Below are 23,180 nucleotides of genomic sequence, written 5' to 3'. Positions count from 1 at the left end.
CAACCGCGCGACGGCGGCACCGGTGCCTCAGGTGCCGTCGTCGTCGTTAATGCATCGGGTTCTTTGGGAAAGGGCTATCCCGCGGACGGCCGCGCTGTTATGGTCATCCGCATGGGAACACTGATATTCGAGTAGCGCTGCGCGCTCGAAACCCACCGCAGACACCATCCACTAGAGCTTGTTGAGGCGCTGCCTCCGAGCCCGTCCGTCTGCCCCGCAAAAGCCTCCCCGTAGAACCGGTGTGCTTTCGCATGCCCGGACGGTGTCCCTGACATAACCTCAACGGCCAAGAGCCATTGGAGAACACCATGCGTGCACCTAAAGAGAAAAAGCCCGAATCCGAACAGCCCGTACTGCCGCCGGTCGGGATCCATCTCGCTCCGGCGGCCGAAGCGCGGCTGAGCGAGGCGAGCGCACAGCAGCTTGCCTCCGCTCCGGAGCCCGCCCTGCCCGGCTGGCAGAGTCTCGGCAAGGACCACAAGCCCACCCGTGCGACCACGAAGCAAGGCCCGCGGGAACGAAAGGTCCGGTGGTAAGAACGCACGGCCGCCCCGCCCTTCGCGGGCAGGGCGGCCGCACCAACGTCCCGCATCGGGCCCGCGGATAGGCGGCGCGGGCAACCCCAATCGCTGCGCCTGTCTGGCGGGGACCGTGCCGTTCGGGCAAGCTGGATGGGGAGGCGGGAGCCTGCCGCACCGCCCCGCCCGAGAAAGAGCGGCGGACAGCATAATTTCCTGGCGGGCAGATGGCAAATTGGGCCGGCGCTCTGCCAGGGGCGTGGCAGAAGCCACGGCGGAGTGGTCCGCAATACGTCGATATCGTTAATTCCGGTGCCTGATGGGCACTCCCCCATGTCCGCACCGCCGCGGGCCGCTGCAGGAGTACCGGAAGTGGGCGCCGAAATGCCGGAACCGCGGTCCCGGAGCTAGAACCTCAACGAAGCGGAGACGTAATGCCCCACAAAATCATCCTGGATTGCGATCCCGGGCATGATGATGCGGTCGCCCTGCTGCTGGCACACGGCAGCCCGGAGATCGACCTTCTGGCGGTGACCACCGTCGTCGGAAACCAGACCCTGGAGAAGGTGACACGTAACGCACTGGCAATTGCCCGTGTCGCAAATATCACAGGCATTCCCTTCGCCGCCGGCTGCGACCGCCCCCTGGTCCGCACCATTGAAAACGCCCCGGACATCCACGGCGACTCCGGCATGGACGGCCCCGAGCTGCCCGAGCCGACCCTCGAGCTGGATCCCCGCCACGCGGTGGACCTGATCATCGATACGGTCATGGCACACGAGCCGAACACCGTCACCCTTGTTCCCACCGCCGGCCTGACCAACATCGCCATGGCCGTGCGCAAGGAACCGCGCATTGCCGAACGGGTGAAGGAAGTTGTCCTGATGGGCGGCGGCTACCACGTGGGCAACTGGTCCGCCGTGGCCGAGTTCAACATCAAGATCGACCCCGAAGCTGCACACATCGTCTTCAACGAGAAGTGGCCGCTGACCATGGTCGGCCTGGACCTCACCCACCAGGCCCTGGCCACGGACGAAGTGGCCGAGCGCATCGCCGCCGTCGGTACCAAGCCGGCCAAGTTCGTCGGTGAACTGCTCGAGTTCTTCGGCGAGGCGTACAAGGACGCCCAGGGCTTCGACTTCCCGCCCGTGCATGACCCGTGCGCCGTGGCCTACGTCATCGATCCCTCCGTCATGACCACCCGGCGCGTGCCGTTGGACGTGGAACTGACCGGCACCCTGACGCTGGGCATGACCGTGGCGGACTTCCGCGCACCGGCTCCCGCTGACTGCAACACATCCGTAGCCGTCGACCTGGACCACCGGAAATTCTGGGACCTGGTTGTCGACGCTCTTCAGCGCATTGGCGAGGTTGACCTGTGAGTGAAACCGCCCGCCGCCGGGTGAGCGTCGGCGCACTGATGGCGGCTCTGCTGGCCGCCTGCGTGGCGTTCCAGCTGAACGCCTCCATGCTCTCCCCCGCCCTGTTCACCATCGAGCAGGAGCTGGACACCACTTCGGCTGCCGTAGCCCTGACCCAGACGGCATTCTTCACTGCCGCCGCATTGTTCTCCCTGTTCCTGCCCCGCCTCGGCGACATCATCGGCCGCAAGAAGGTCCTCGGCGGAATGCTGGTGGTCCTGACCATCGGCTCCGTGGTGGCCGCCCTCGCACCGAGCATCGAGGTACTGTTCCTGGCCCGGCTGATCCAGGGCGTCTCCGGCCCCACAGTTGCGCTGTCCATGATCATGCTGCGCGTGGAGATCCGCGACCCCAAGCTTTACGGCACCCTGATGGGTGTCATTGCGGCAGTCAACGGCGGCATCGCCGGCGTTGATGCCATTGCCGGCGGCTATCTGGCGCAGAACCACGGCTTCGCGTCAATCTTCTGGTCCATGGCCGTCGTCGGCGTCATTGCCGCCGCCCTCGTCATCGCCGTCGTACCGGAGTCCCGCGCCGAGAAGAAGGAAAAGATGGACTGGGTGGGCGTTGTGCCCCTGGTCATCTCGGTCGGCACCCTGCTGACCGGCTTCAACGAGGCCGGCAAGCTGGCGGAAGCCAACTGGCCGCTGGTCATTGGCCTGATCGTCATTGCAGTCATCGCGTTCGTAGTGTTCTGGAAGGTCGAGAACCGCACCGAACAGCCGCTGATCGCGACCTACCTGCTGAAGCAGCGGTCCACCTGGGCACTGCTCCTGACCACCGTGCTGACCATGACCGGCGTCTTTGCCGTCATGAACGGCATCATCCCGGCCCTGGCGCAGGACGGTGCCGTGGGCTTCGGGATGGGCGCCGAAGAGTCCGCCTGGTGGACCATCACTCCGTACGCCCTCGCAGGCCTCATCGTGGGCCCGTTTGCCGGCCGCCTGGCAGGCACCTGGGGTTACGCCAAGGTGCTGCGGATCGGCACTATCGGCTCGGTCATCGCCCTGGCCCTGATGCTCCCGGTCGTCGGCAGCGATTCCCGGCTGGGGCTGCTGGCCATTTCCATCCTGGTTGGCATCACCTACGCCGGCATCGGCAACGTAATGCTCAGCGGCCTCGGCGTTATGCTCTCCCCCAAGGAGAACCCAGGCTTCCTGCCCGGCCTCAACGCCGGCGCGTTCAACCTGGGCGCCGGCCTGAGCTTCGCCGTGATCTACGCGGCCAAGACCGCCACCACCGTTACGGACGGATCCGGCACCGAAGGCTACTACGGCGGCATCATTGCCGGCGCGGTCATTTTGGGCCTGGCCCTGGCCGCGTCCTTCCTGATCCCCAAGCCTGCTGTCACCGCGGATCCGGCGGCTGCTGAACCGACCGCCGGCCGAGCCAAGATCGAGGTGAACTCGTGACTGAAACCGCCCGCCGACGGGTAAACGTCGGCGCACTAATGGCCGCCCTGCTGGCCGCCTGTGTGGCGTTCCAGCTCAACGCTTCCATGCTCTCCCCCGCCTTGGTCAGCATCGAGGAGGAACTGGAAACGACCTCCGCGGCAGTCGGACTGACGCAGACGGCGTTCTTCACCGCCGCCGCGCTGTTCTCCCTGTTCCTGCCCCGGCTCGGTGACATCATCGGCCGCAAGAAGGTCCTCACCGGGATGCTGGTGGTCCTGACCATCGGCTCCGTGGTGGCAGCCCTCGCCCCGAGCATTGAGGTTCTCTTCATCGCCCGGCTGATCCAGGGCGTTTCGGGACCGGTGGTTCCGCTGACGCTGATCATGCTGCGCGTGGAGATCCGCGATCCCAGGCTGTACGGCACCCTGATGGGCGTCATCACCGCCGTCAACGGCGGCATTGCCGGGGTCGACGCCGTCGCCGGCGGCTACCTCGCGGAAAACCACGGATTCGCCTCCGTCTTCTGGGCCATGGCCATTGTCGGTGCGGTCGCCACGGCCCTGCTCTTCTTCCTGGCGCCCGAATCCCGGGCCGAAAAGAAGGAAAAGATGGACTGGGTGGGCGTTGTTCCGCTGGTCATCTCCGTGGGTACGCTGCTGACCGCGTTCAACGAGGCGGGCAAGCTGGCGGACGCCAACTGGCTGCTGGTGATCGCCCTAATCGTCATTGGCGTTCTCGCCTTCGTGGCGTTCTGGAAGGTGGAGAACCGCACCGAGCAACCGCTCGTGGCCACGTATCTGCTGAAGCAGCGCTCCACCTGGGCCCTGCTGCTGACCACGCTGCTGACCATGACCGGAGTGTTTGCCGTCATCAACGGCATCATCCCGGCCCTGGCGCAGGACGGCGTCGTCGGTTTCGGCATGGGCGCCGAGGAGTCCGCCTGGTGGACCCTTACGCCGTACGCCCTGGCGGGCCTGCTCCTGGGACCCCTCGCCGGCCGGCTGGCCGCCAGCTGGGGTTACGGCAAGGTGCTGCGGATCGGCCTGATCGGCGCCGTCATCACCCTGGCCCTGATGCTCCTGATGGTCGGCAGCGACTCCCGGCTGGGGCTGCTGGGCGTGTCCGTGCTGATCGGCATCACCTATGCCGGCATCAGCAACATCATGCTCAACGGACTGGGTATCGTGCTCTCCCCTCGGGAGAACCCCGGCTTCCTGCCCGGCCTCAACGCCGGCGCGTTCAACCTGGGCGCCGGCCTGAGCTTCGCCGTCATCTACGCGGTGAAGACGGCGGCCACCCCGGCCGACGGCGCGGGATCCACCGGGTACTACGCCGGTATCATTGCCGGTCTGGTCATCCTGGCGCTGGCCCTGGCCACGTCCTTCCTCATCCCGAGGCCCGCCGACGCCGAGGTTGACGCCGCCGAGGCCGAGACCGACCACCGCTGATCCCAGCACGCCACCCAAGGAGAATCCCTGCATGTCCGCCGGAAAAGTTGTAGTTGTCGGCTCACTTAATGCCGACCTGACCGTCCGCACCGAGCGCTTCCCCTCCCCCGGGGAAACCCTGAACGGTTCGGAACTGGTCATTGTCCCGGGCGGCAAGAGTGCCAACCAGGCCGCTGCCGCTGCCCTGCTGGGTGCCGAGGTACGGCTCTTCGGCGCCGTGGGGGCGGACGGGCACGGGGATCTGCTGCTCGAGGCGGCTGCCGGTGCCGGCGTAGACGCCGCCCGCGTCCTGCGCCGCACCGGCACCGCAACGGGCACAGCCATGATCGTGGTGGATGCTGCCGGAGAGAACACCATCATCGTCTCCCCCGGCGCCAACGGCACGGTCACCGGCGCCGAGCTCCCGGCGGACCTGTTCGACGACGCCGCAGTGCTCTGCCTGAGCCTGGAGGTGCCGCTCGAAGCGGTGACTGCCGCGGCGCAGGCCGGGCACGACGCCGGCGCCCAGGTGCTGCTGAATCTCTCGCCTTACCGGGAGGTGCCCGCCGAGCTGCTGGCCCTGACCGATGTCCTGCTGCTCAACGCCCACGAAGCGGCGCTGGTCACTGGACTGTCCGATCCGGCGTCGGACTGGGAACGGGTCATCTCCGCCCTGTCCCGCCTTGGTGTGCGCCGCACCATCATCACGCTCGGCGGCGAGGGCGCCGTCGTACTGGACGGCACCGCTACCGGTGCGGACCGTGTTGTTGCAGTCGCTCCCACCCGGGTAACCGCGGTGGACACCACCGGGTGCGGGGATGCGTTCACCGCCGGCACTGCTGCGCGGCTTGCCGCCGGCGATTCGTTGGTCCAGGCTGCCGAGTTTGCGGCGCGCGCCGGCGCCCTGGCCGCTACCCGCGAGGGTGCGCAGTCCTCGTATTCGGCGCTGTTGGACATGGCGGACTGACCACCTATCCCGTCCACCAAAGGGGCCCTGCCTCTGCCGCTCGGCAGATGCAGGGCCCCTTTTCCGTATGGCTTTTCGTTAGTTCGTTCTCCGCCGCCTATGCTGGCAGGTACTGCGGCGAATCCGCCGCGGAACCAGCCGGCTTTATGGGGGAAGCATGTCCGAACAAGTGCCGCAGGGCACCAACAACGCCAACAGTTACAATTCCTACGCCTATCCCGGAGCCCCGGGTGTGCCCGGGCCTGCCGCAGCGGGGGTCGCGCCGAAGCGGCCGAAGCAGGTTGATTCAGCTTTCGTGCTGCTGATGGTCACTGTGGCTCTCACCGTGCTGAGTGTCCCCGCGGGCATCTTCATAGCGAACGCGGACGGCAACACGGTCACTGCCGAAGGCGTCGTCTTGTTGGTGGCGCTGGGCGTCATCTGCCTCGCTTTCACTCTGGTAGCCGCCATTTTCATCCGCAAGGGCCATAACTGGGCGCGGATCCTGCTTGCCGTCTACACCGGTCTTTCAGTGCTGTCCCTGTTCACCGGCACTAACCTGCTGGGCTGGTGGGGAATCCTGGCACTGGTCGTGGCCACGGTGATGGTGTACCGGAAGCCGTCGCCGGCGTATTTCAAAGAAATGAGCCAGTACCGGCAGCATAAAGCGCTCAACCAGGCTTACTAGCCACCTCTGCAGTGCAGTGCAGTGAAGGCGGTGCCTCCCCGATGGGAGGCGCCGCCTTTTTGCGCTGGTGCTAGGCTCTGCCCGCATGGATGAAAAACTGGGGGAATTCCTTAGCAACTTCAACCGCGCCATCGAGCTCTCGCGGGAGCATCTGACGCGAAACGATGGCAGGGAACGCATCCTTGACGTGCTGACGGAGCATATCGGCGTGCCTGCGGCTGACGTGCCGATTGTGTCGCAGGATGTTCCGGTTCACCGGTTCGCGGACTTGGACATTTCCCTGGAGAAGATCGCCGGACGGGATCCGGCGGCCCGGCTCATCGGGGTGGGCGGCGGGCAGCAGCGACAGCACCAATCCCTGGCCGACATCGTTCTGGAAGGCTACGGACCCGTGGGGATCGGCCAGCCCGATTTCGTGAACCTCGCTGTGGGGCCGGAGAGCACCCGTGAGGTGGTGGCTTTGGGGCTGCGGTTATTCGCCTATGAAGGTGTTCCGCTTGCCGTGCTGCAGCGCGCCGCCAACCCCCAGTACGGACGCTCGGGAGCGGACGTGGCGGTGCTGGGCCGGAACCGTGAAGCGTCCGTGGGCTTCCTGGCCGAGCTGCAGGAAGAACTGCGCACCAACAGCATCCTGCGCGGCCAGGTTGTCTCCTTCGCCTTCGATCCGTACGGCCAGCAGGGCGCCGGCGTCACCTTCCTCGCCCGCCCGTCGTTGCCTGCGGAGGAAGTGATCCTGCCCGGTGAGGTGCTCGAACGCGTGCGGCGTCATGTGCTCGGCATCGCGGCGAACCGGGAGGTGCTGCGGGAACATGGACAGCACCTGAAACGCGGCGTCCTGCTCTATGGCCCTCCCGGCACCGGAAAGACCCACACCGTTCGCCACCTGCTCAGTGCCAGTGTGGGTACGACGGCGGTGCTGCTGGCCGGGAATTCGCTGCACCTGGTGGGTGAGGCCGCACGGCTGGCCCGCGCCATGGCGCCGTCCATGGTGATTCTCGAGGACATTGACCTGGTGGCCGAGGACCGCAACATGGGCCACGGCCCGCAGCCGCTGCTCTTTGAAGTCCTGGATGCCCTGGATGGGTTGGATGCGGACGCCGACGTCGTGTTCCTGATGACCACCAACCGCGCCGAGGCCCTCGAACGGGCACTGGTGCAGAGACCGGGACGGGTGGACCTTGCCGTCCGGATCCCGCTGCCCGGCGTCGAGAACCGTGTCCGGCTGCTGGAACTCTATGCCCCCGCCGGGGTGTTCTCCGATGCCGCACTTCAGGCCGCGGCCGAGCAGTCCGAGGGCGCAACAGCGTCCTTTGCCCGGGAGCTGGTGCGCCGCGCGGTGCTGCGGGCAGTGGACGCCGGCGAGAAACCCGGCGATTCCCATCTGGCCGCAGCGGCGCAGGAGCTGATGGGGCAGGGAGAGGCACTGACCCGAAGCCTGTTGGGTGCAGGTGGAGACGGTTCCGGGGACGACGACGGCGCCGCCGGTAGCGCGGGCTTCGGACACGGCGGCGCAGGTCCGCAGCCCGGGGTCAGCGTGGGGTACACGTTTGGTTTGACGCCTTAGGTCCTGCCCGGACCTGTGCGCCGGCCCTTCGCGTGTTCCCGTCCGCCTACCCGGCGGGCCTTGCCCGGCCTACCGGCTAGATGGTCCTGTGCTCCCAGGCTGGCTACCGCCGGCGGAGCTTCATTCGGGCCGGTTGCGGCCCGGTGAGCTGGTCCCGCAGTTCCTGGAGGGCCGCCACACGTTCGGCCAGTTCGTCCGGACCCGCTTCCTCCCACTCCTCGAGGCGGCTGCCCTGATCGATCACATCAAGCGCGGCGGCTTTCACCTCGTCGTCGAGCCTGCCCACCTGGGACTGCGCCGCCGCGAGCGCCACCCACAACTCGGCAGCGTTGTCCTCGCGCAGCAGATAACCGAACGATTCGATGACCAGGCGCGTCGCTTCCTCGTCCGGAATCTCGTCCTCGAGATGTTCGCGGTACTCCCCGCGAATGTCCGCCGCCGTGTCATTGGCAAAAATGCCACTCCCCCATGCACCCATGCGGCGAGTATTGCAGATAAATGAATTTACGGGGCGGAAGCCGGTTGGACCTGCTCAGCTCCCGAAAGCTCCCTCAAGGAAATGCCTGTTTGCTTCGGCCCGCTCCAGGAGATCCTCGCTGGTGAAGTATTTCCGGTCGAACTCTTCCCAGTCGCCGACGAACATGGTCCATTCGCCGTCGACCTGAACCGGCCAGCAGCGGCGGACCCAGTTGAGCTTTTCGCGGATGTTGTTCCGGTTGGCCGGATCGGTGCTGGTGTACTGCAGGACGGTGCAGTTGTGGATCATCTGCTCTTTGTCCGCGTCCCGTTCCAGGAACTCTTCGTCGCTCCAGCGCTCCAGCACCAGGCGCGTGGCCCACATGAATTCACCATGGGTCACCAGGAGGACGTTGTCGCGGGCGTTTTCGCGGTGCAGGGTGCTCAGGATGTTCCGCACCCGGTTTTCGGCGACATTGGCAATGGATTCACCGGCGGGCGGAGCCCAGTACAACGGATCGCTCTCGCGGTAGGCGGCGTTCTGCGAATATTTCTGAGCGAAGTCCTGCTTTGACATGGATCCGATCTCGCCCCAGGAACGCTCGCGGATCACCCGGTTCTCTTCCCAGCGCACGTCCAGCCCGAGGTGCGCGGCGGTCTCGCGGGTCCGGGTGTAGACGGAGACCATGGCGCGGTCGAATTCGATATTCTGCCGGGCGATCCATGCCCCGGCGACCTTGGCCTGCTGGACCCCGAGTTCCGTGAGCCGCCACGAACGGTCCGGGACGGTCATCGTCTCTTCGGTGTAAAGGCTCGGGTCCCCGGCCTTGGCTGCCCTTTGCATTACGTTCGCTTCACTTTGTCCGTGACGGACGAGGAACAGGTTCCGGGGCATGACCATTGGAGACTCCTAACGCGTGCGCACTGACTCTGCTTTTTATCTTATGGGTGGTCAGGCGAGGTGCCTGACCAGGGTCCAGCCGTCCCCCACAACGACGGCTCCTCCCCTTCACCACAGCCAGTTGGCCCACACTCCGGCTGTGGTGAAATAGGTTGGTCTTCGCTTCGGCCTGAAGCGGATAACCTAGGCAGTCACCTTCGCCACGGAGGGGCTCTTTGAGGGAGTTGCCTTCGCCTTCCGCTTCCGCTTTCGCCGCCTCTTGGGTTTGCCGGGGAACGGAGGGCGCGGCCCGCCTAGCCGCGGACCCCACCAATACCTGCCGCTGCCTGCAGCTTGCATTTACCAGCGCGGCTTCGACCTTCGCAAGGAAGCCCGGGATGCAAGACTGAGCGAATACGCACAGCACATTGGCTATGATTGGCGCTTTCGAGGCGCCACTTCCGGCGACGCTTCGGGACCGTCACCGTCCCGCGGCAGATGCAGCACGCCGCCTGCGCCTGCTCTTCCGCGTCCCTGATCCGCTGCAGCTCAAGATCCGGCTTGTCCAGTGCAGCCATACCCGGGACGGGAAGCTGGCCGTCCCGAGCTGCTCTTCGAAGAGATCCATCAGTCCGAGAGCTTGGGAGGGCGTAGCGGAGCATTCTCTGCACGAGCCTTGTCTCATTCGGACGCCAAGACCATACTCTCGGCATGGACGAGCCTGAAGACAACCCGTGGGCGCCCTACTCGAGCGAAGAGGACAAGCGCCGGATCGAAGCTCAACAACGCTCTGATGAGTTGCACGACAAGGCTTCCAAGGTGGGAGGCTTTTTCGTGTCGATTGCTTGTGGAAGCCTTGCTCTCTGGCCGGTTGTTGCCGCTCAAGAGGCCTGCAAGGAAAAGCTGAGGCAGTTCCAATCAAGCATTATCCCCACGGTCTACGACCCGGACCCGTGGTGTTCCTACATCACCGCCCCCGGTTTCCCTTCACAAATTGTGGCCATAGGTCTTGGGCTGCTCGTCGCTGCGGTAGCCTACTGGGCAACATACATGTGGCATCGTTTTCACATGTAACAACGCATCGCCCCGGCAGACCGTTAGGCCGGTTGCTTCCGTTCGAAGGGTCCAGCTTGAGGAAGTCTCTCGGGCGAGGCTGAGTGGATGGACATCAGCATCGATGGCTGAAAGGGCAGCAACCCTGCACGCTCGAGTGGCTGACTGACTGACGTAGTTTACTCATCGTTGATGGCTAGTAGGAGGCGCCGAAAACATCTGCACCCTGCCCTGCCGTCATCGCCGAGCTCCCAACCAGGTCGTATACAGCGCCAGCGTGCGCCTCCGGATTCTTGGCCACGTTCGCGGCAGCACGAGCAGGTCGTCACGGGCTACCGCTGCTGCATCCGACCCCGACAGCTTTGCGGCGCACCCCGGATCCGCGGGCTCTGGCTGCAGCGCTGGTCGGCTTCAGTCCTATAGCGCCGAGGCCGCCCTGTCCCGGGATCCCGCCACAGTCCATTCCATCTTTCCTGACCCAGCTGACATCGTTCCTGGGCATCTCCCACGAGGGGGTCAGTAACAGTTACCCAGGAACGCCGTTGGTGGTGCAACGGTGGACCAGCGGCGGTGCTGACACCCGGGACGCAGTGCGACGTGTGTCGCACAAGAGACGTAGACTGCCGCTATGAATTCGGGGGAAACATTCAAGAAACGGGTTTGGCTGGCCGTGGCCGCGACCATTGTGATTGCCGTTATCGCTGCAGCAATAGTGACGCTGCGGATGACCGACACAGGTGGCGAGAAGGCAAGTTCCACGATACCGTCCAGCAGCACCACCCAAACACCGGTAGTAGCTACCCCGACCAAGACGGCGTCCCCCAGATTCACCCGCCCGGCAAAGCTAAAGACGCCGCAAGCAACACCCTCACCCGACCCGGAACCAGCCTTCACACCCCCGGCCAGTCCAGCCGCGGAGCAGCCTGCGCAGCTTCCGGCACCCGTCCGCATGCAGTGCCCCACAGGCGCAGTCTCGGCACAACTGACGTCCGTTAGCTTCGAGGTGGGAGAACCAGCCTGGGAAGGTGACACCATGCTCGACGTCACCGTAACGGCCCACGGTGTATTTACCAACGGAACGTCGGCGCCTCTCGCCGTCGACAATGCTGACATCCCCAACTTCCTGGGCCTCGATGACCGTGGCGAAAGCTCTGTCATCGAGCTCTACGGCACATACGATTCCCCGCCCCCTCCGCCAGGTGAGCCCAACGCCGGTGAATTCGTCCTGGAGTCAGGCGCGTCAGTGGTCTACACGGCGGTCAGCGATACCTACACCGATGCTGTCCGGAAGGTGAAGTACTGGCAGGCGGATAACGACGGCTATGTTCTGTACTACCCGTTCCGCGAACTGGTCAACTGCCCGGTGTCCTTCACCGCGCCGACCGGGCCCACGGCAATCCCCAACACGTTCTCCGGCTAACTCCGGCACTCAGTACTTGCTCGTTCCGGGCGCCCTTCCTCCCGTTGCCAGCACGAAGCCCAAATGCTAATGGACGGTGACCCTGTGGATATTCTCATCACCCACGACGTCCCAGCCGGCATAGCGCTCACATCGAAGGCGGCCATTTTCGCGGTGTCGTCGATCCAGGCTAAACGGTGCCGCGCTCGTAGCGGACGAACCCGCGTAACTTCAGTGGCAGGGGACCCAGACCGTTCGAACTCCAGTTGGCCAATGTCTTCAGGGATATCTGGAGGCAGGCTGTGACTTCCCCGCGGGTCAGGAGCTGCTCACGCATGCCATGGTGCGTGCTCGGTCCCATGGACTCTTTACTGTTCTACATATTTGTCTCTATGCGGCCCCGCAGCCTGACGGGTGAAAGCTTTTCCGCCGAAAGCGTGTCGTAAACGTGTAGTGAGCCTCTGGCGGCCCATAGAAAAACCCCTCCTGATCGGACGTCATGCCTGATCAGGAGGGGTTTGGTGGAGCCCCCTGCCGGATTCGAACCGGCGACCCCCTGTTTACAAGACAGGTGCTCTGGCCAACTGAGCTAAGGGGGCATGGCCGGCGGGCTAAAAGTCCCAGCCGGTCACGCCGTCGTCGTCCGCCCGAACAAACGGGTGCGAACAACAGCGCTAGACAAGATTAGCCCAGAGCGCCCGCCCCCGTGAAACCGGAAAGGTTTCACGGGGAACAGGCACCGGGCCAAGCAAGGCTTACTTGTTGGCGTCGATGGCGGCCTGGACAGTTTCCACGAAGGTGTTCAGGTCCGCTTCCTCGCCGTTGACGAAGGCCGTCGGGGTGCCGTTGATGCCGTCCACCCGTGCCAGCTGGTCCGCGTACTTCACGAACGGACGGTAGGTGCCGTCGTCGATGCAGTCTTCCATGCCCTCGGTATCGGCACCCACGGACGCAGCCATGTCCACCAGCTCGGCGTTCTTCACTTCACCGGAGGCGTGCTGGGCGAAGATGGCCTTCATGAAGTCCCAGTAGGACTCGGGGCTCTGGTCCGCCACGCATGCCGCTGCATTGGCGCCGCGGGAGGAGTAGTTGGAGGTGGAGTTGCGGTCCAGGAATGCCACGGTGCGGTATTCGTAGGTGATTTCGCCCGCATCCAGCCACTGGGAGATCTGATCGTCGTAGGTAGCGGCGAAGTCTGCGCAGTGCACGCAGTTGATGTCCACGTATTCCACCACCCGGACCGGCTCACCCTTCGATGCAGCTTCAACCCCCGGCGGAATCGGAGTCTCCTCGGCGGCTTCCTCCGGCGCGGCCGGCAGCGTCTCCGTGTCGAAGTCGAAGGTTTCCGTGGGCTCCAGCGCGGTGGTCGAGGTCAGCGTAAACCCGCCGTACTCATTGGCATTGGCCGGCGAAGTGCCGGTGTTCGCGATGTCCTTGCCCATGCTGTTCACCACAATTACGGCCACAATCGCGATCACCGCAACGATGGCCACCACAACACCCCAGATCACCAGGAGACGGTTGCGCCGCTCCTTCTTCTGCTGGGCCTCGCGCAGTGCGCGCGCCTGCTCGCGGGCAGCAGCAGTGCGTTCCGCCTTGGTCGGCTTGGGGTTCCGGTCAGTCATAATTCCTCATGTCTCTCAACGCCGGCCACGTTTCCGGGGCCGCTCAGCTCATCACCAGTGTAGGGGGAACGGCGCCCACCACCTTTCGACCAACGCCCGCGGGCGGTACAAAGTTTCCCCGCTTCGCTAGAGTGGCAATATACGACCAATCTATAAAGGGGTGCCATTCGTGAACGCTGACGCGGATCCGAGTTCCAAGGAAGACGCTCCGGACAGCTACGGCGACTTCGATTTCATCGTCGTGTCCAACCGGCTTCCGGTTGACCGCATTAGTGGATCCGACGGCGAAACCTGGCGGCGCTCACCAGGCGGGCTGGTCACGGCCCTGGCTCCCGTGATGGCAAAGGCCGACGGCGCGTGGGTGGGCTGGCCCGGCTCCCCGGACGAAGAAGTGGAACCTTTCGACCACGACAACATGTACCTAAAGCCGGTGCCGCTGAGCACCGACGAAGTGGAACTGTATTACGAGGGCTTCTCCAACGCGACGCTGTGGCCGCTCTATCACGACGTGATTGCCGCCCCGGAGTTCCACCGCACCTGGTGGGATGCCTACCGCACCGTGAACCGCCGGTTCGCCGACGCCGCCGCTTCCGTCGCCGCGAAGGGCGCCACGGTCTGGGTCCAGGACTACCAGCTGCAGCTGGTCCCCCAGCTGCTGCGGCAGGCCCGGCCCGACCTGAAGATCGGCTTCTTCAACCACATCCCCTTCCCCCCGCTGGAAATCTTCGCCCAGCTGCCCTGGCGCCGGAACATCATCGAGGGCCTGCTCGGTGCGGACCTGATCGGGTTCCAGCGCCCGTCCGATGCGAGCAACTTCCTGCGCTGCGTACGCCGCTTCGCCGGCTACACCATCCGCCAGCAGCAGGTGAACGTGACCACGGAAGACGGACTGTCCTACGTTTCCCGCGCCGAGGCGTTCCCCATCTCCATCGATGCCAGCCAGATCGCCGAGCTGGCGCAGCGCGAAGACGTTATTGAACGCTCCAAGCAGATCCGCCGCGAACTCGGCAATCCGGACACGGTGCTGCTGGGCGTTGACCGGTTGGACTACACCAAGGGCATCAGCCACCGGCTCAAGGCCTACGGCGAACTCCTCGAAGACGGCCGGATCACTGTGGAAAACGCCGCCATGATCCAGGTGGCCAGCCCCTCCCGCGAGCGCGTGGAACAGTACCGGCTGCTGCGCGAAGAAGTGGAAGGCACCGTCGGCCGGATCAGCGGCAGCTTCGACACCATCTCCAACACCGCGCTGCGATACCTGCACCACAGCTATCCGGTGGAGGAAATGGTGGCGCTCTACCTTGCCGCTGACGTTATGCTCGTCACCGCGCTGCGCGACGGCATGAACCTGGTCGCGAAGGAATACGTCGCCGCCCGCACCGGCAATACGGGCACCCTGGTGCTCTCCGAGTTCACCGGCGCCGCGGACCAGCTGCGCCAGGCCGTGCTGGTCAACCCGCACGACATCGACGGGCTGAAGGCCGCCATCCTCACCGCGGTAAACATGCCGGCCAGGGAAGCCAGCCGGCGTATGCGCCTGATGCGCCGGCAGGTGCTGCAGAACGACGTCGAGCGGTGGTCCCAGAACTTCCTGGAGGCGCTCGAACAGGACCAGGACCGGGAACAGACCGAGAATCAGGACCGGGAGTAGTTATGAGTGCGCTGGACACCGAGCTGCAGGCGGCGCTGGAGTCCCTGGCAGGCGCCAAAAAACTGCTGGTTGCGCTGGATTTTGACGGGACGCTCTCCCCGTTGGTGGAGCGTGCCGAGGATGCCCGCCCGCTGGACGGATCGGCGGCGGCTGTCCGGACCCTCGCTTCCCTCCGGGACACCGTCACTGCGTTCATCTCTGGGCGGGCGCTCGACAGCCTGCGCACCGTTGCCTCCCCGGATCCTGAAACCCTGCTGATCGGCAGCCACGGCGCCGAGACCTGGACCGGCCCGAACCAGGAACCGCTGCAGCTGACCGCCGAGCAGGCCCAGCTGCTGGCCAGCGCCCGTACAGCGGTGGAATCCGTGGTCGCCCGGCACCCGGGCTGCCGGCTGGAACACAAGCCGGCCGGCGTCGTCCTCCACACCCGCAGCGTCTCCGAACCGGCCGCTGCCGCCGCCGCCACTGAGGAAGCGCGGAGGGAACTGAGCCTGCTCGACGGTGTTCAGGTCACCGACGGCAAATCCGTCCTGGAGGCCTCCGTCGTCCACACCAACAAGGGCGAAGGTATCCGCGCCCTGCGGGAGCTGACAGGCGCGACGGCGGTGCTGTTCGCCGGCGACGACGTCACCGACGAACGCGGTTTCGCGGCTTTGCAGCCCGGCGACGTCTCGATCAAGGTGGGCGACGGGAGCACGGCCGCCGCATACCGGGTCGCCTCCCCCGAGGAGTTCACTGCGGTACTCGCAGAACTTGCGCGGCTTCGTGCCGCCGCCGTCGCCGGATAACATCCCGCACGGGCCGGACGTTCGCAGCTGGACAACGTGTGTAATACTGTCCCCGTGAGCTGCGTCACAGGTCGGTGAAGACCTGCCAGCGGTGATCAACTCAACTACATAGCTCTCCATTCACAACGGATCGTCGGGCACGTACCTGCCCGTGAAGGGAAACACCATGGCAACGGTAACGTTTGACCAGGCAACACGCGTCTACCCGGGGACGGAACGCCCCGCAGTAGACAACCTCAGCCTCGAAATCGCCGACGGCGAATTCCTGGTTCTCGTCGGCCCCTCGGGCTGCGGAAAATCCACCTCGCTGCGGATGCTCGCGGGGCTTGAAGACGTCAATTCCGGGCGGATCCTCATCGGTGACCGTGACGTCACCGACGTTCCGCCCAAGGACCGCGACATCGCCATGGTTTTCCAGAACTACGCGCTGTACCCGCACATGTCCGTGGCGGACAACATGGGCTTCGCCCTGAAGATCGCCGGCATCGGCAAGGAAGAGCGCATGGAACGCGTCCGCGAGGCCGCGAAGCTGCTGGACCTCGAAGACTACCTGGACCGCAAACCGAAGGCCCTCTCCGGCGGTCAGCGCCAGCGCGTTGCCATGGGACGTGCCATTGTGCGTAACCCGCAGGTCTTCCTGATGGATGAGCCGCTCTCCAACCTGGACGCCAAGCTGCGTGTGCAGACCCGCACCCAGATTGCTTCGCTGACCCGGCGGCTCGGCGTCACCACGGTGTACGTCACCCACGACCAGGTGGAAGCCATGACCATGGGTGACCGCGTGGCAGTGCTGAAGGACGGCGTCCTTCAGCAGGTCGATACCCCGCGCAACCTCTATGACCACCCCCGGAACGTTTTCGTGGCCGGATTCATCGGTTCCCCGGCCATGAACCTGCTCGAGCTTCCGGTGGTGGACGGCGGCGTGGCCTTCGGCGGGTCCGTGTACCCGGTGGAGAATTCGGTGCTCGGCGCCGCCGCGGGCAACACCGTGACCCTGGGCGTCCGCCCTGAAGACATGGAAACCGTGCCGGAGGGCGAGGGCCTGCGCGTCGAGGTGGACGTGGTCGAGGAACTGGGAGCAGATGCCTACGTTTACGGCCACAGCACCATCGACGGCAAGGACCATGACATGGTGGTCCGCGTTGACGGCCGGCGTCCTCCGATGAAGGGCGACACTCTCCACGTCCGCCCGCAGAAGGGCCACGTGCACCTGTTCGACACCTCCAACGGGGAACGACTGGCGGAACAGGCGTAACCCGGCCGGAACGACATGCGGTGGCTCCCCTGCTCAACTAAACTTTTGAGGTGGGGAGCCACCGCTTTTTCGTTAATGCATGCTGAGACGTAAGGGCTTTCGCCTATGACAGATTCCGTACCTGCCAACTGGCAGAACGAACCCACGGACTGGGAGCAGACCGGTAAGCTGCCCCGCACCACGCGCTCCTCGACCAACCGGATCAACACGCTGGGGTCGCTGAACATCACCGCTGCGTCCATGGACCCGGCCCTGCTGGACCTGCCCTGGCACATTCCGCTGGAGGAATGGCCCAAGGAGAACCTGGCCGCCCTCCCCCGCGGAATTTCCCGTCACGTTGTCCGCTTCGCGCGGCTCGGCGATTCCCTCATTGCCATCAAGGAAACCAGCGAACACGTGGCGCGGCAGGAATACCACATGCTGCGCAAGCTTCGTCGGCTCAACGTCCCCGCAGTGGCTCCGGTGGCGGTCATCACCGGCCGCATGGATCCAGCCGGCGAAGAGCTGCAGCCGGTACTGGTGACCCGGCACCTGCGCTTCTCCCTTCCCTACCGTGCCGTCTTCTCCCAGACCCTGCGCGAAGTCACGCTGACGCGGCTGATCGATGCCCAGGCGCTCTTGCTGGTCCGCCTGCACCTGGCCGGCTTCTACTGGGGCGATGTCTCCTTGTCCAACACGCTCTTCCGCCGCGACGCCGGCGCCTTCGCCGCCTACCTGGTGGATGCAGAAACCGGGGAGCTCTACCCCGAATTGTCCAACGGGCAGCGCGAATACGACTTGGAGATCGCCCGGGTCAACATCGCCGGGGAACTGATGGACCTGGCCGAGGGCGGCCTGGTCGAGGAGTCCGTGGATCCGCTGGCCACCAGCGAACGGATCATGGACAGCTACCGCCGGCTCTGGGCCGAGCTGACCGAGCGGGAATCCTTTGGAATGGCTGATCGGTGGCGTGTGGATGCCCGCATCCGGCGCCTCAATGACCTGGGGTTCGACGTCGACGAGCTCAGTATCAGCACCACCCCTGACGGGACGCAGGTCCAGTTGCAGCCCAAGGTGGTCGACGCCGGCCATCACCAACGCCGGCTGCTGCGCCTGACCGGCATCGATGCCCAGGAGAACCAGGCCCGCCGGCTGCTTAATGACCTGGACTCCTACCGGGTGACCAACCATCCGGAACTCGACGAAGAGCTCAGCGCTCATCTGTGGGTCACGCAGGTCTTCGAACCGATAGTCAAGGCCGTGCCGCGGGACCTGGGCAGCAAGCTCGAGGCCGCCGAGGTGGTGCACGAAGTCCTGGAGCACCGCTGGTACATGTCTGAAAACGCAAACCGCAACGTGCCCATGGCCGAGGCGGTGCAGTCGTACATGGATACCATCCTTCGCCACCGGCGTGACGAAGCTGCGATCCTGCTCAGCACCGATACCCGGACTATGGAGATCCTGGACGCAGGAGGAGCCCCGGCCTAGGGCCGGGGCTCCTCGGTGGTGCCGTTGTGCGGGTCAGTAGCTGGAACCGCTCTCGGCCGCGACCACCGCGACCATGAAAATGATGAAAAGGATCGTGAAGAGGGTTCCCAGCCCGCCGACAATGATGCCGATTACAGCGGGAGTGTTGCCCATCCCGGCCTTGCGTGACTGGTTCAGCCCCACGATGCTCAGCACCAGGCCCACCACGGAGAAGAAGAAGGACGTGATGAGGCCGGCGATGCCCATGGCCTGGCCCGGGTTCGGCCGCGGCTGGGGGTAGGCATCCTGTCCGTACGCCAGGTAACCAGGCTGCTGGCCGTAGGCCGGCGCGTCCTGGCCGGCTCCCGGGTAGGCAGGCTGCTGTCCGTACGCAGGCACTTCCGGCTGCTGGCCGTAGGAAGGATACGCGGTGTTTCCCGTTTCCTGCTGGGACCCGGGGTAGGCGGACGGCGCCGACGGGGGCGGGGCATACTGGCCGCTATCCGAAGCACCATCGTTTGCGGCTGCCGGGTCGCCGCCGGACTGCCATTCTGGTCGGTTCTCTGACACGCGTATTCCCCCTGAAGATGAAGTGGTTAGCGTGGTCGCGACGGCGTCCGTTCGACATCCATCCGACTACGCAAAGTCGGTGTGACCTACGCCAATCCTATACATTCAAGCTGAGCCGTACCATCCATTCCCGGAACGGAGAGCAGACGTCCCGCTTCCTGCAGAGCGTGGCGTAAATCTCCTGTGATCTGCATGACCATCGCCGACTCAGCGGAAGCCGGAGTCGTTAAATGGAACTGTAAGGTGAAAAAATCTGCGCGAAGGATGACGCCCTGAATGGTTGAACAACTGACTACCGCTTCCAGCCTGGCCAGGCTGGTCCCCGTCCATGAGCCGCCCGCCGGACGTGAGTGGTGGCGGTCCTCGGTGATCTACCAGATCTACCCGCGTTCGTTCCGCGACCTGCGTGGGGACGGAGTGGGGGACCTGCCCGGCATCACCGCCGAGATCCCCGCCCTGGCCGAACTCGACATCGACGCCATCTGGCTCTCCCCCTTCTACCGCTCCCCGCAGAAAGACGCCGGCTACGACGTCGCCGACTACTGCTCCGTGGACCCCCTCTTCGGCAGCCTGGAGGACTTCGACGCCCTCGTCGCCGAAGCCTCCCGCCACAACATCCGCATCATCGTGGACCTGGTCCCCAACCACTGCTCCGACCAGCACCCCCTCTTCCAAAAAGCCCTGGCCTCCCCCGCCGGCTCCCCGGAACGGGACCTGTTCATCTTCCGCGACGGCACCGGAGACCACGGACAGAACCCGCCCAACAACTGGCAGTCCCACTTCGGCGGCCCCGCCTGGACCCGGATCACCGAACCCGACGGCACCCCCGGACAGTGGTACCTGCACCTCTTCGACACCTCCCAGCCGGACTTCAACTGGGACAGCCCCGCCGTGCACGCCGAGTTTGAGAAGATCCTGCGGTTCTGGCTGGACCGCGGCGTCGGCGGGTTCCGCGTGGACGTCGCCCACGCTTTGATCAAGAAGTCCGGGCTCCCGGACTGGGGCGGACGCGCGGACGGGTCCTCCTCCGAGGGATTCCCCGGCTCGGACGCACCCATGTTCGGCCAGCCCGGCATCCATGACATCTTCCGGTCCTGGCGGAAAATCCTGGACTCCTACGACGGGGACCGGGTGCTTTGCGCCGAAGCGACCATCGACCCGATCGAGCGGCTCAGCGACTGGGTCCGGCCCGACGAAATGCACCAGACGTTCAACTTCGCCTACCTCCACCACCCTTGGCATGCCCCGGCCCTGCGGCATGTCATCGAGTCCTCCCTGCACGCCTTCGACCGCGTCGGGGCACCAACCACCTGGGTGCTGTCCAACCACGACGTCGTCCGGCACGCCAGCCGCTTCGGCCTGACCGGGGCCGGTCCCCGCACAGGGGACGGGCTCGGACCGCAGGACGAACAGCCCGACCTTGACCTTGGCCTCGCGCGTGCCCGCGCCGCCACCATGTTAATGCTGGCCCTGCCCGGCGGTGTCTACCTCTACCAGGGCGAGGAGCTGGGCCTGCCGGACCACACGATGATTCCGGACGAGTTCCGTCAGGACCCCACCTTCCACCGCACCGCTGGAGTCCGCGTCGGCCGGGACGGCAACCGCGTGCCGCTGCCTTGGAAAGCAAACCTGCCAAGCTACGGCTTCAGCTCCACCGGGGAGAGCTGGCTGCCGCAGCCGCCTATTTGGGGAAGGCATTCCCGGGACATAGAGCAGCGCAACCCCGACTCAACCCTGAACCTCTACCGCCGTGCCTTGGACCTGCGCCGCGAACTGGATCTTGGCAACGGTTCACTGGCGTGGTGGCCGGAGCACGACGACGACGGGCTGGTCGCCTTTGTGAATGGCGGCGTGCTGGTGGCCATGAATATGGGCGATGCACCGGTCCAGCTGCCCGATCTGCCGCTGCTGATGGGCAGCTCGCCTGACGCACTCGAGGGCGCGCGGCTCCGGCCCAACCGCACCGTCTGGATGCGCTTGGGCTAGTGCGGCTCGCCGGGAATAGCCTTCCCGGGGTTAAGGATGCCTGCTGGATCGAACACTGATTTCACCCTGCGCTGCAGTTCGAGCACCTCTGCCCGCTGCTCCTGCGGCAGCCAGTGCAGCTTGAACTGGCCCACTCCGTGTTCGCCGGTGATGGTTCCGCCCATTGCCAGCGCAACGGTGATGGATTCGTCCAGTGCGGCGTCCAACCGGTCGCGTCCGCCGTCGTCCTCGGCAGCCTGCACCCAAAAGGTGGGGTGCAGGTTGCCGTCTCCGGCATGGGCCACCACCTTGAGGTTGACCCGGTGCTGTCCCGCCATCCGTTCCAGCTCCGCGACATACCGCACCAGCGCGGAGCGGGGGACGGCGACGTCCTCCCCTACCCGCTCCTGGTCCAGCACCGCGTCTCCGCGGCTGTGCCTGCGCAGTTCTACCAGCCGTTCGGCCTCCGCTGCCCCTTCAGTGCTTACCGTTCCGCCCAGTTCGTTGAGTACTCTGCGCACGACGTCGGCCTCGGCGTCGGCTCCGAAACCATCTGTCTGGATCAACAACAGCGCATCGCCGCGGGCGCGAAGGGCGCTGCCGTGGGCTTCGTCCAAAGCGGTCAGGGTGGCACCGTCCAGCAGCTCCATGATGGCCGGCTGCACTCGGGCGGTGCCCACCGCCAAAACGCCGGCGGCCGCCGTCGGAAAATCCGGGAAGAAGGCCGCAATGGTTCGGATCGCCACCGGCAGGTACCGCAGGCGCACGGTGATGCCGACAATAATGCCCAGTGTGCCTTCCGACCCGGTGAAGAGGCTGGTGAGGTCGTAGCCGGCTACTCCCTTGAAGGTGCGCCGGCCAGTGCTGATGAGCGTTCCGTCGGCCAGCACGACGTCGAGCGCCAGGACGGAGTCACGGGTTACCCCGTACTTCGCGCAGCGGAGACCGCCGGCGTTAGTGGCCACATTCCCGCCAATGGTTGAGGACAGGTAGCTGGCCGGATCCGGCGCGTACATCAACCCGTGGGCAGCCGCCGCAGCATTCAGGTCCGCGTTGATCACGCCGGGCTCGACGATGGCCACTTCATCCTGCGGGTTGAGTTCCAAGATGCGGTTCATTCGGTCGAGGCAAAGGATGATGCAGCCGCCTGTGGCGTGTGCTCCGCCAGAGACGCCAGTGCCGGCGCCGCGCGGTACCACGGCTGTGCCCGTTGCAGAGGCCCAACGCAGTACCTCCTGCACGCCCTCCACACTGGTGGGCCAGACGACGGCCAACGGCTCTATATAGGCCAGTACCGGCCCGCAGTCTGTGGCATAGGCCGCGAGTACCTCCGGCGATGTTTCGACCAGCAGGTCAGGGCCACTAAGGGTGAGGCCGTGCAGGGCATCCAGGGACATGCCAGCAGACTACCGCGCCCCCATAAAGCGCGCGTAGCGATCCAGGATCTCCGACCATTCGCTTTGCAGCCGCTCATATTCCCGAGCCCCGTCGGGTAGCCGGTCAATGCCCGAGTGGCGGAGCGTCACCACCGTGGAACCGTCAGCCGCCGGCGCGAAGTCGACGCGTACATCCGTGGGGATCCGCGGGTCCTGGCCAGCCACCCAGTCCAGTTCCAGCAACGTGTCCGGTTCCCGGGTACGTACCGTGGCCCAGACCGCGGTTTCGCCCTCGGGTCCTGTCTCGGTAAGTACGCCCCCCTCAAACTCGGCGTGTGTACCTTCACCGAAGTCCGTAAGGTCCTCCGGCCACCACAGGTGAAGGTAATCGGTGAATCCGTTAAACGCTTCTTCTGCGTCTCGGGGGATCTGCCGAACCGCCACGACGTCCGGAACGGACACGTCTTGTTTAGTGCCCTCCGGGTCCGGGTCGGCGGCGTGGGAAAACAGGGAGGGGCTCATGCTTTCCAGCCTACCGGGACCTGGCCGGCTGCCTAGGGTCGGGCGGACGCCGCCTGCTGCCTCGACGCCGGCGGGGCCGGCGGGGCCGGCGGGGCCGGGGCCCGACAAGCCCGGCCCGTTAAAGAGGAAGAGCCCGTACCAGCACTGGTACGGGCTCAACCTGTATTCAAATATTGTCCGGCGGTGACCTACTCTCCCACATCCTCCCGGATGCAGTACCATCGGCGCTGTGGGTC

Annotated in this window: 20 protein-coding genes and 1 tRNA gene; 14 read left to right on the top strand and 7 right to left on the bottom strand. The window is 65.4% G+C overall.

The features are described from left to right. Positions 1-308 precede the first annotated feature (308 nt). From NNX35_RS11365 to NNX35_RS11335, 7 genes are all read left to right on the top strand, one after another. Complete coding sequence (locus NNX35_RS11365; protein WP_255867831.1) at positions 309-536, top strand: hypothetical protein; 228 nt, start codon at positions 309-311, stop codon at positions 534-536. 416 nt (positions 537-952) lie between these two features. Continuing rightward, positions 953-1,900 carry a nucleoside hydrolase gene (locus NNX35_RS11360; protein WP_227922853.1) on the top strand — a complete coding sequence of 316 codons (948 nt, stop codon included), beginning with the start codon at positions 953-955 and terminating at the stop codon, positions 1,898-1,900. Beyond that, positions 1,897-3,351: an MFS transporter gene (locus tag NNX35_RS11355; RefSeq protein ID WP_255867830.1), complete on the top strand. Its 1,455-nt coding sequence runs from the start codon at positions 1,897-1,899 to the stop codon at positions 3,349-3,351. Before NNX35_RS11360 ends, NNX35_RS11355 begins: the two co-directional genes overlap by 4 nt. Beyond that, positions 3,348-4,781 carry an MFS transporter gene (locus NNX35_RS11350; protein WP_255766614.1) on the top strand — a complete coding sequence of 478 codons (1,434 nt, stop codon included), beginning with the start codon at positions 3,348-3,350 and terminating at the stop codon, positions 4,779-4,781. The genes NNX35_RS11355 and NNX35_RS11350 overlap by 4 nt, the downstream gene beginning before the upstream one ends. 31 nt (positions 4,782-4,812) lie before the next feature. Further along, on the top strand, positions 4,813-5,727 hold the full coding sequence (locus NNX35_RS11345) for a ribokinase (RefSeq protein WP_255867829.1): 915 nt from the start codon (positions 4,813-4,815) through the stop codon (positions 5,725-5,727). A gap of 157 nt (positions 5,728-5,884) precedes the next feature. Continuing rightward, positions 5,885-6,394: a hypothetical protein gene (locus NNX35_RS11340; RefSeq protein WP_227922849.1), complete on the top strand. Its 510-nt coding sequence runs from the start codon at positions 5,885-5,887 to the stop codon at positions 6,392-6,394. Positions 6,395-6,479: 85 nt separating this feature from the next. Then, a complete protein-coding gene (locus NNX35_RS11335) occupies positions 6,480-7,958 on the top strand; it encodes an ATP-binding protein (RefSeq protein ID WP_255867828.1) in 1,479 nt (492 codons plus the stop codon). A 103-nt stretch (positions 7,959-8,061) separates the two neighbouring features. Here the strand turns inward: NNX35_RS11335 and NNX35_RS11330 are convergent, their stop codons facing one another. After that, the gene (locus NNX35_RS11330; RefSeq protein WP_255867827.1) at positions 8,062-8,436 is read right to left on the bottom strand and encodes a DUF4259 domain-containing protein; all 375 of its coding nucleotides are present in this window, start codon (positions 8,434-8,436) and stop codon (positions 8,062-8,064) included. Between the two features lie 54 nt (positions 8,437-8,490). Beyond that, positions 8,491-9,315, bottom strand: coding sequence for a histidine phosphatase family protein (locus NNX35_RS11325; protein ID WP_255766610.1), 825 nt, complete (start codon positions 9,313-9,315; stop codon positions 8,491-8,493). Between the two features lie 690 nt (positions 9,316-10,005). On the opposite strand from NNX35_RS11325, the gene NNX35_RS11320 reads away from it, so the two are divergent. Next, positions 10,006-10,368: a hypothetical protein gene (locus NNX35_RS11320; protein ID WP_255867826.1), complete on the top strand. Its 363-nt coding sequence runs from the start codon at positions 10,006-10,008 to the stop codon at positions 10,366-10,368. A 982-nt stretch (positions 10,369-11,350) separates the two neighbouring features. Next, positions 11,351-11,767 carry a hypothetical protein gene (locus NNX35_RS11315; protein WP_255867825.1) on the top strand — a complete coding sequence of 139 codons (417 nt, stop codon included), beginning with the start codon at positions 11,351-11,353 and terminating at the stop codon, positions 11,765-11,767. 501 nt (positions 11,768-12,268) lie between these two features. On the opposite strand, the gene NNX35_RS11310 is transcribed toward NNX35_RS11315, so the two are convergent. Both NNX35_RS11310 and NNX35_RS11305 read right to left on the bottom strand, forming a co-directional pair. Next, positions 12,269-12,345 (bottom strand) — tRNA-Thr (locus tag NNX35_RS11310). A 156-nt stretch (positions 12,346-12,501) separates the two neighbouring features. Continuing rightward, entirely contained in the window at positions 12,502-13,371 is an 870-nt protein-coding gene (locus NNX35_RS11305; protein ID WP_255867824.1) for a thioredoxin domain-containing protein, read from the bottom strand. Between the two features lie 169 nt (positions 13,372-13,540). Between NNX35_RS11305 and NNX35_RS11300 the strand changes: the two genes are divergently transcribed. The 4 genes from NNX35_RS11300 (at position 13,541) to NNX35_RS11285 (ending at position 18,532) form a co-directional block, all read left to right on the top strand. Next, on the top strand, positions 13,541-15,022 hold the full coding sequence (locus NNX35_RS11300; protein ID WP_255867823.1) for a trehalose-6-phosphate synthase: 1,482 nt from the start codon (positions 13,541-13,543) through the stop codon (positions 15,020-15,022). A 2-nt stretch (positions 15,023-15,024) separates the two neighbouring features. Further along, entirely contained in the window at positions 15,025-15,810 is a 786-nt protein-coding gene (otsB, locus tag NNX35_RS11295; protein ID WP_255867822.1) for a trehalose-phosphatase, read from the top strand. Between the two features lie 166 nt (positions 15,811-15,976). After that, positions 15,977-17,065, top strand: coding sequence for an ABC transporter ATP-binding protein (locus NNX35_RS11290; RefSeq protein WP_255766603.1), 1,089 nt, complete (start codon positions 15,977-15,979; stop codon positions 17,063-17,065). A gap of 105 nt (positions 17,066-17,170) precedes the next feature. Next, complete coding sequence (locus NNX35_RS11285; RefSeq protein WP_227922831.1) at positions 17,171-18,532, top strand: DUF4032 domain-containing protein; 1,362 nt, start codon at positions 17,171-17,173, stop codon at positions 18,530-18,532. A 33-nt stretch (positions 18,533-18,565) separates the two neighbouring features. On the opposite strand, the gene NNX35_RS11280 is transcribed toward NNX35_RS11285, so the two are convergent. Then, positions 18,566-19,081, bottom strand: coding sequence for a DUF4190 domain-containing protein (locus tag NNX35_RS11280; protein ID WP_255867821.1), 516 nt, complete (start codon positions 19,079-19,081; stop codon positions 18,566-18,568). Between the two features lie 276 nt (positions 19,082-19,357). Here NNX35_RS11280 and NNX35_RS11275 point away from each other — a divergent pair, with 276 nt between their 5' ends. Next, entirely contained in the window at positions 19,358-21,067 is a 1,710-nt protein-coding gene (locus NNX35_RS11275; RefSeq protein ID WP_255867820.1) for a glycoside hydrolase family 13 protein, read from the top strand. Here NNX35_RS11275 and NNX35_RS11270 read toward each other — a convergent pair. Then, positions 21,064-22,443 carry an FAD-binding oxidoreductase gene (locus NNX35_RS11270; protein ID WP_255867819.1) on the bottom strand — a complete coding sequence of 460 codons (1,380 nt, stop codon included), beginning with the start codon at positions 22,441-22,443 and terminating at the stop codon, positions 21,064-21,066. The two genes, NNX35_RS11275 and NNX35_RS11270, sit on opposite strands and share 4 nt — an antisense overlap. A gap of 9 nt (positions 22,444-22,452) precedes the next feature. Further along, the gene (locus tag NNX35_RS11265; protein WP_255867818.1) at positions 22,453-22,944 is read right to left on the bottom strand and encodes an SRPBCC domain-containing protein; all 492 of its coding nucleotides are present in this window, start codon (positions 22,942-22,944) and stop codon (positions 22,453-22,455) included. Between the last annotated feature and the right edge of the window lie 236 nt (positions 22,945-23,180).

Origin of the sequence: Arthrobacter sp. zg-Y844 (assembly GCF_024385465.1) — a bacterium.
In the GTDB taxonomy this organism is placed as follows: Bacteria; Actinomycetota; Actinomycetes; order Actinomycetales; family Micrococcaceae; genus Arthrobacter_B.
This window is presented reverse-complemented; position numbering and strand designations above follow the sequence as displayed.

What these genes read in the sequence shown, in the direction of transcription:
- NNX35_RS11365 (WP_255867831.1), top strand. Translation starts at nt 309, where the DNA reads ATGCGTGCACCTAAAGAGAAAAAGCCCGAATCCGAACAGCCCGTACTG.
- NNX35_RS11360 (WP_227922853.1), top strand. Translation starts at nt 953, where the DNA reads ATGCCCCACAAAATCATCCTGGATTGCGATCCCGGGCATGATGATGCG.
- NNX35_RS11345 (WP_255867829.1), top strand. Translation starts at nt 4,813, where the DNA reads ATGTCCGCCGGAAAAGTTGTAGTTGTCGGCTCACTTAATGCCGACCTG.
- NNX35_RS11340 (WP_227922849.1), top strand. Translation starts at nt 5,885, where the DNA reads ATGTCCGAACAAGTGCCGCAGGGCACCAACAACGCCAACAGTTACAAT.
- NNX35_RS11335 (WP_255867828.1), top strand. Translation starts at nt 6,480, where the DNA reads ATGGATGAAAAACTGGGGGAATTCCTTAGCAACTTCAACCGCGCCATC.
- NNX35_RS11330 (WP_255867827.1), bottom strand. Translation starts at nt 8,436, where the DNA reads ATGGGTGCATGGGGGAGTGGCATTTTTGCCAATGACACGGCGGCGGAC.
- NNX35_RS11325 (WP_255766610.1), bottom strand. Translation starts at nt 9,315, where the DNA reads ATGGTCATGCCCCGGAACCTGTTCCTCGTCCGTCACGGACAAAGTGAA.
- NNX35_RS11320 (WP_255867826.1), top strand. Translation starts at nt 10,006, where the DNA reads ATGGACGAGCCTGAAGACAACCCGTGGGCGCCCTACTCGAGCGAAGAG.
- NNX35_RS11305 (WP_255867824.1), bottom strand. Translation starts at nt 13,371, where the DNA reads ATGACTGACCGGAACCCCAAGCCGACCAAGGCGGAACGCACTGCTGCT.
- otsB (WP_255867822.1), top strand. Translation starts at nt 15,025, where the DNA reads ATGAGTGCGCTGGACACCGAGCTGCAGGCGGCGCTGGAGTCCCTGGCA.
- NNX35_RS11290 (WP_255766603.1), top strand. Translation starts at nt 15,977, where the DNA reads ATGGCAACGGTAACGTTTGACCAGGCAACACGCGTCTACCCGGGGACG.
- NNX35_RS11285 (WP_227922831.1), top strand. Translation starts at nt 17,171, where the DNA reads ATGACAGATTCCGTACCTGCCAACTGGCAGAACGAACCCACGGACTGG.
- NNX35_RS11275 (WP_255867820.1), top strand. Translation starts at nt 19,358, where the DNA reads ATGGTTGAACAACTGACTACCGCTTCCAGCCTGGCCAGGCTGGTCCCC.
- NNX35_RS11270 (WP_255867819.1), bottom strand. Translation starts at nt 22,443, where the DNA reads ATGTCCCTGGATGCCCTGCACGGCCTCACCCTTAGTGGCCCTGACCTG.
- NNX35_RS11265 (WP_255867818.1), bottom strand. Translation starts at nt 22,944, where the DNA reads ATGAGCCCCTCCCTGTTTTCCCACGCCGCCGACCCGGACCCGGAGGGC.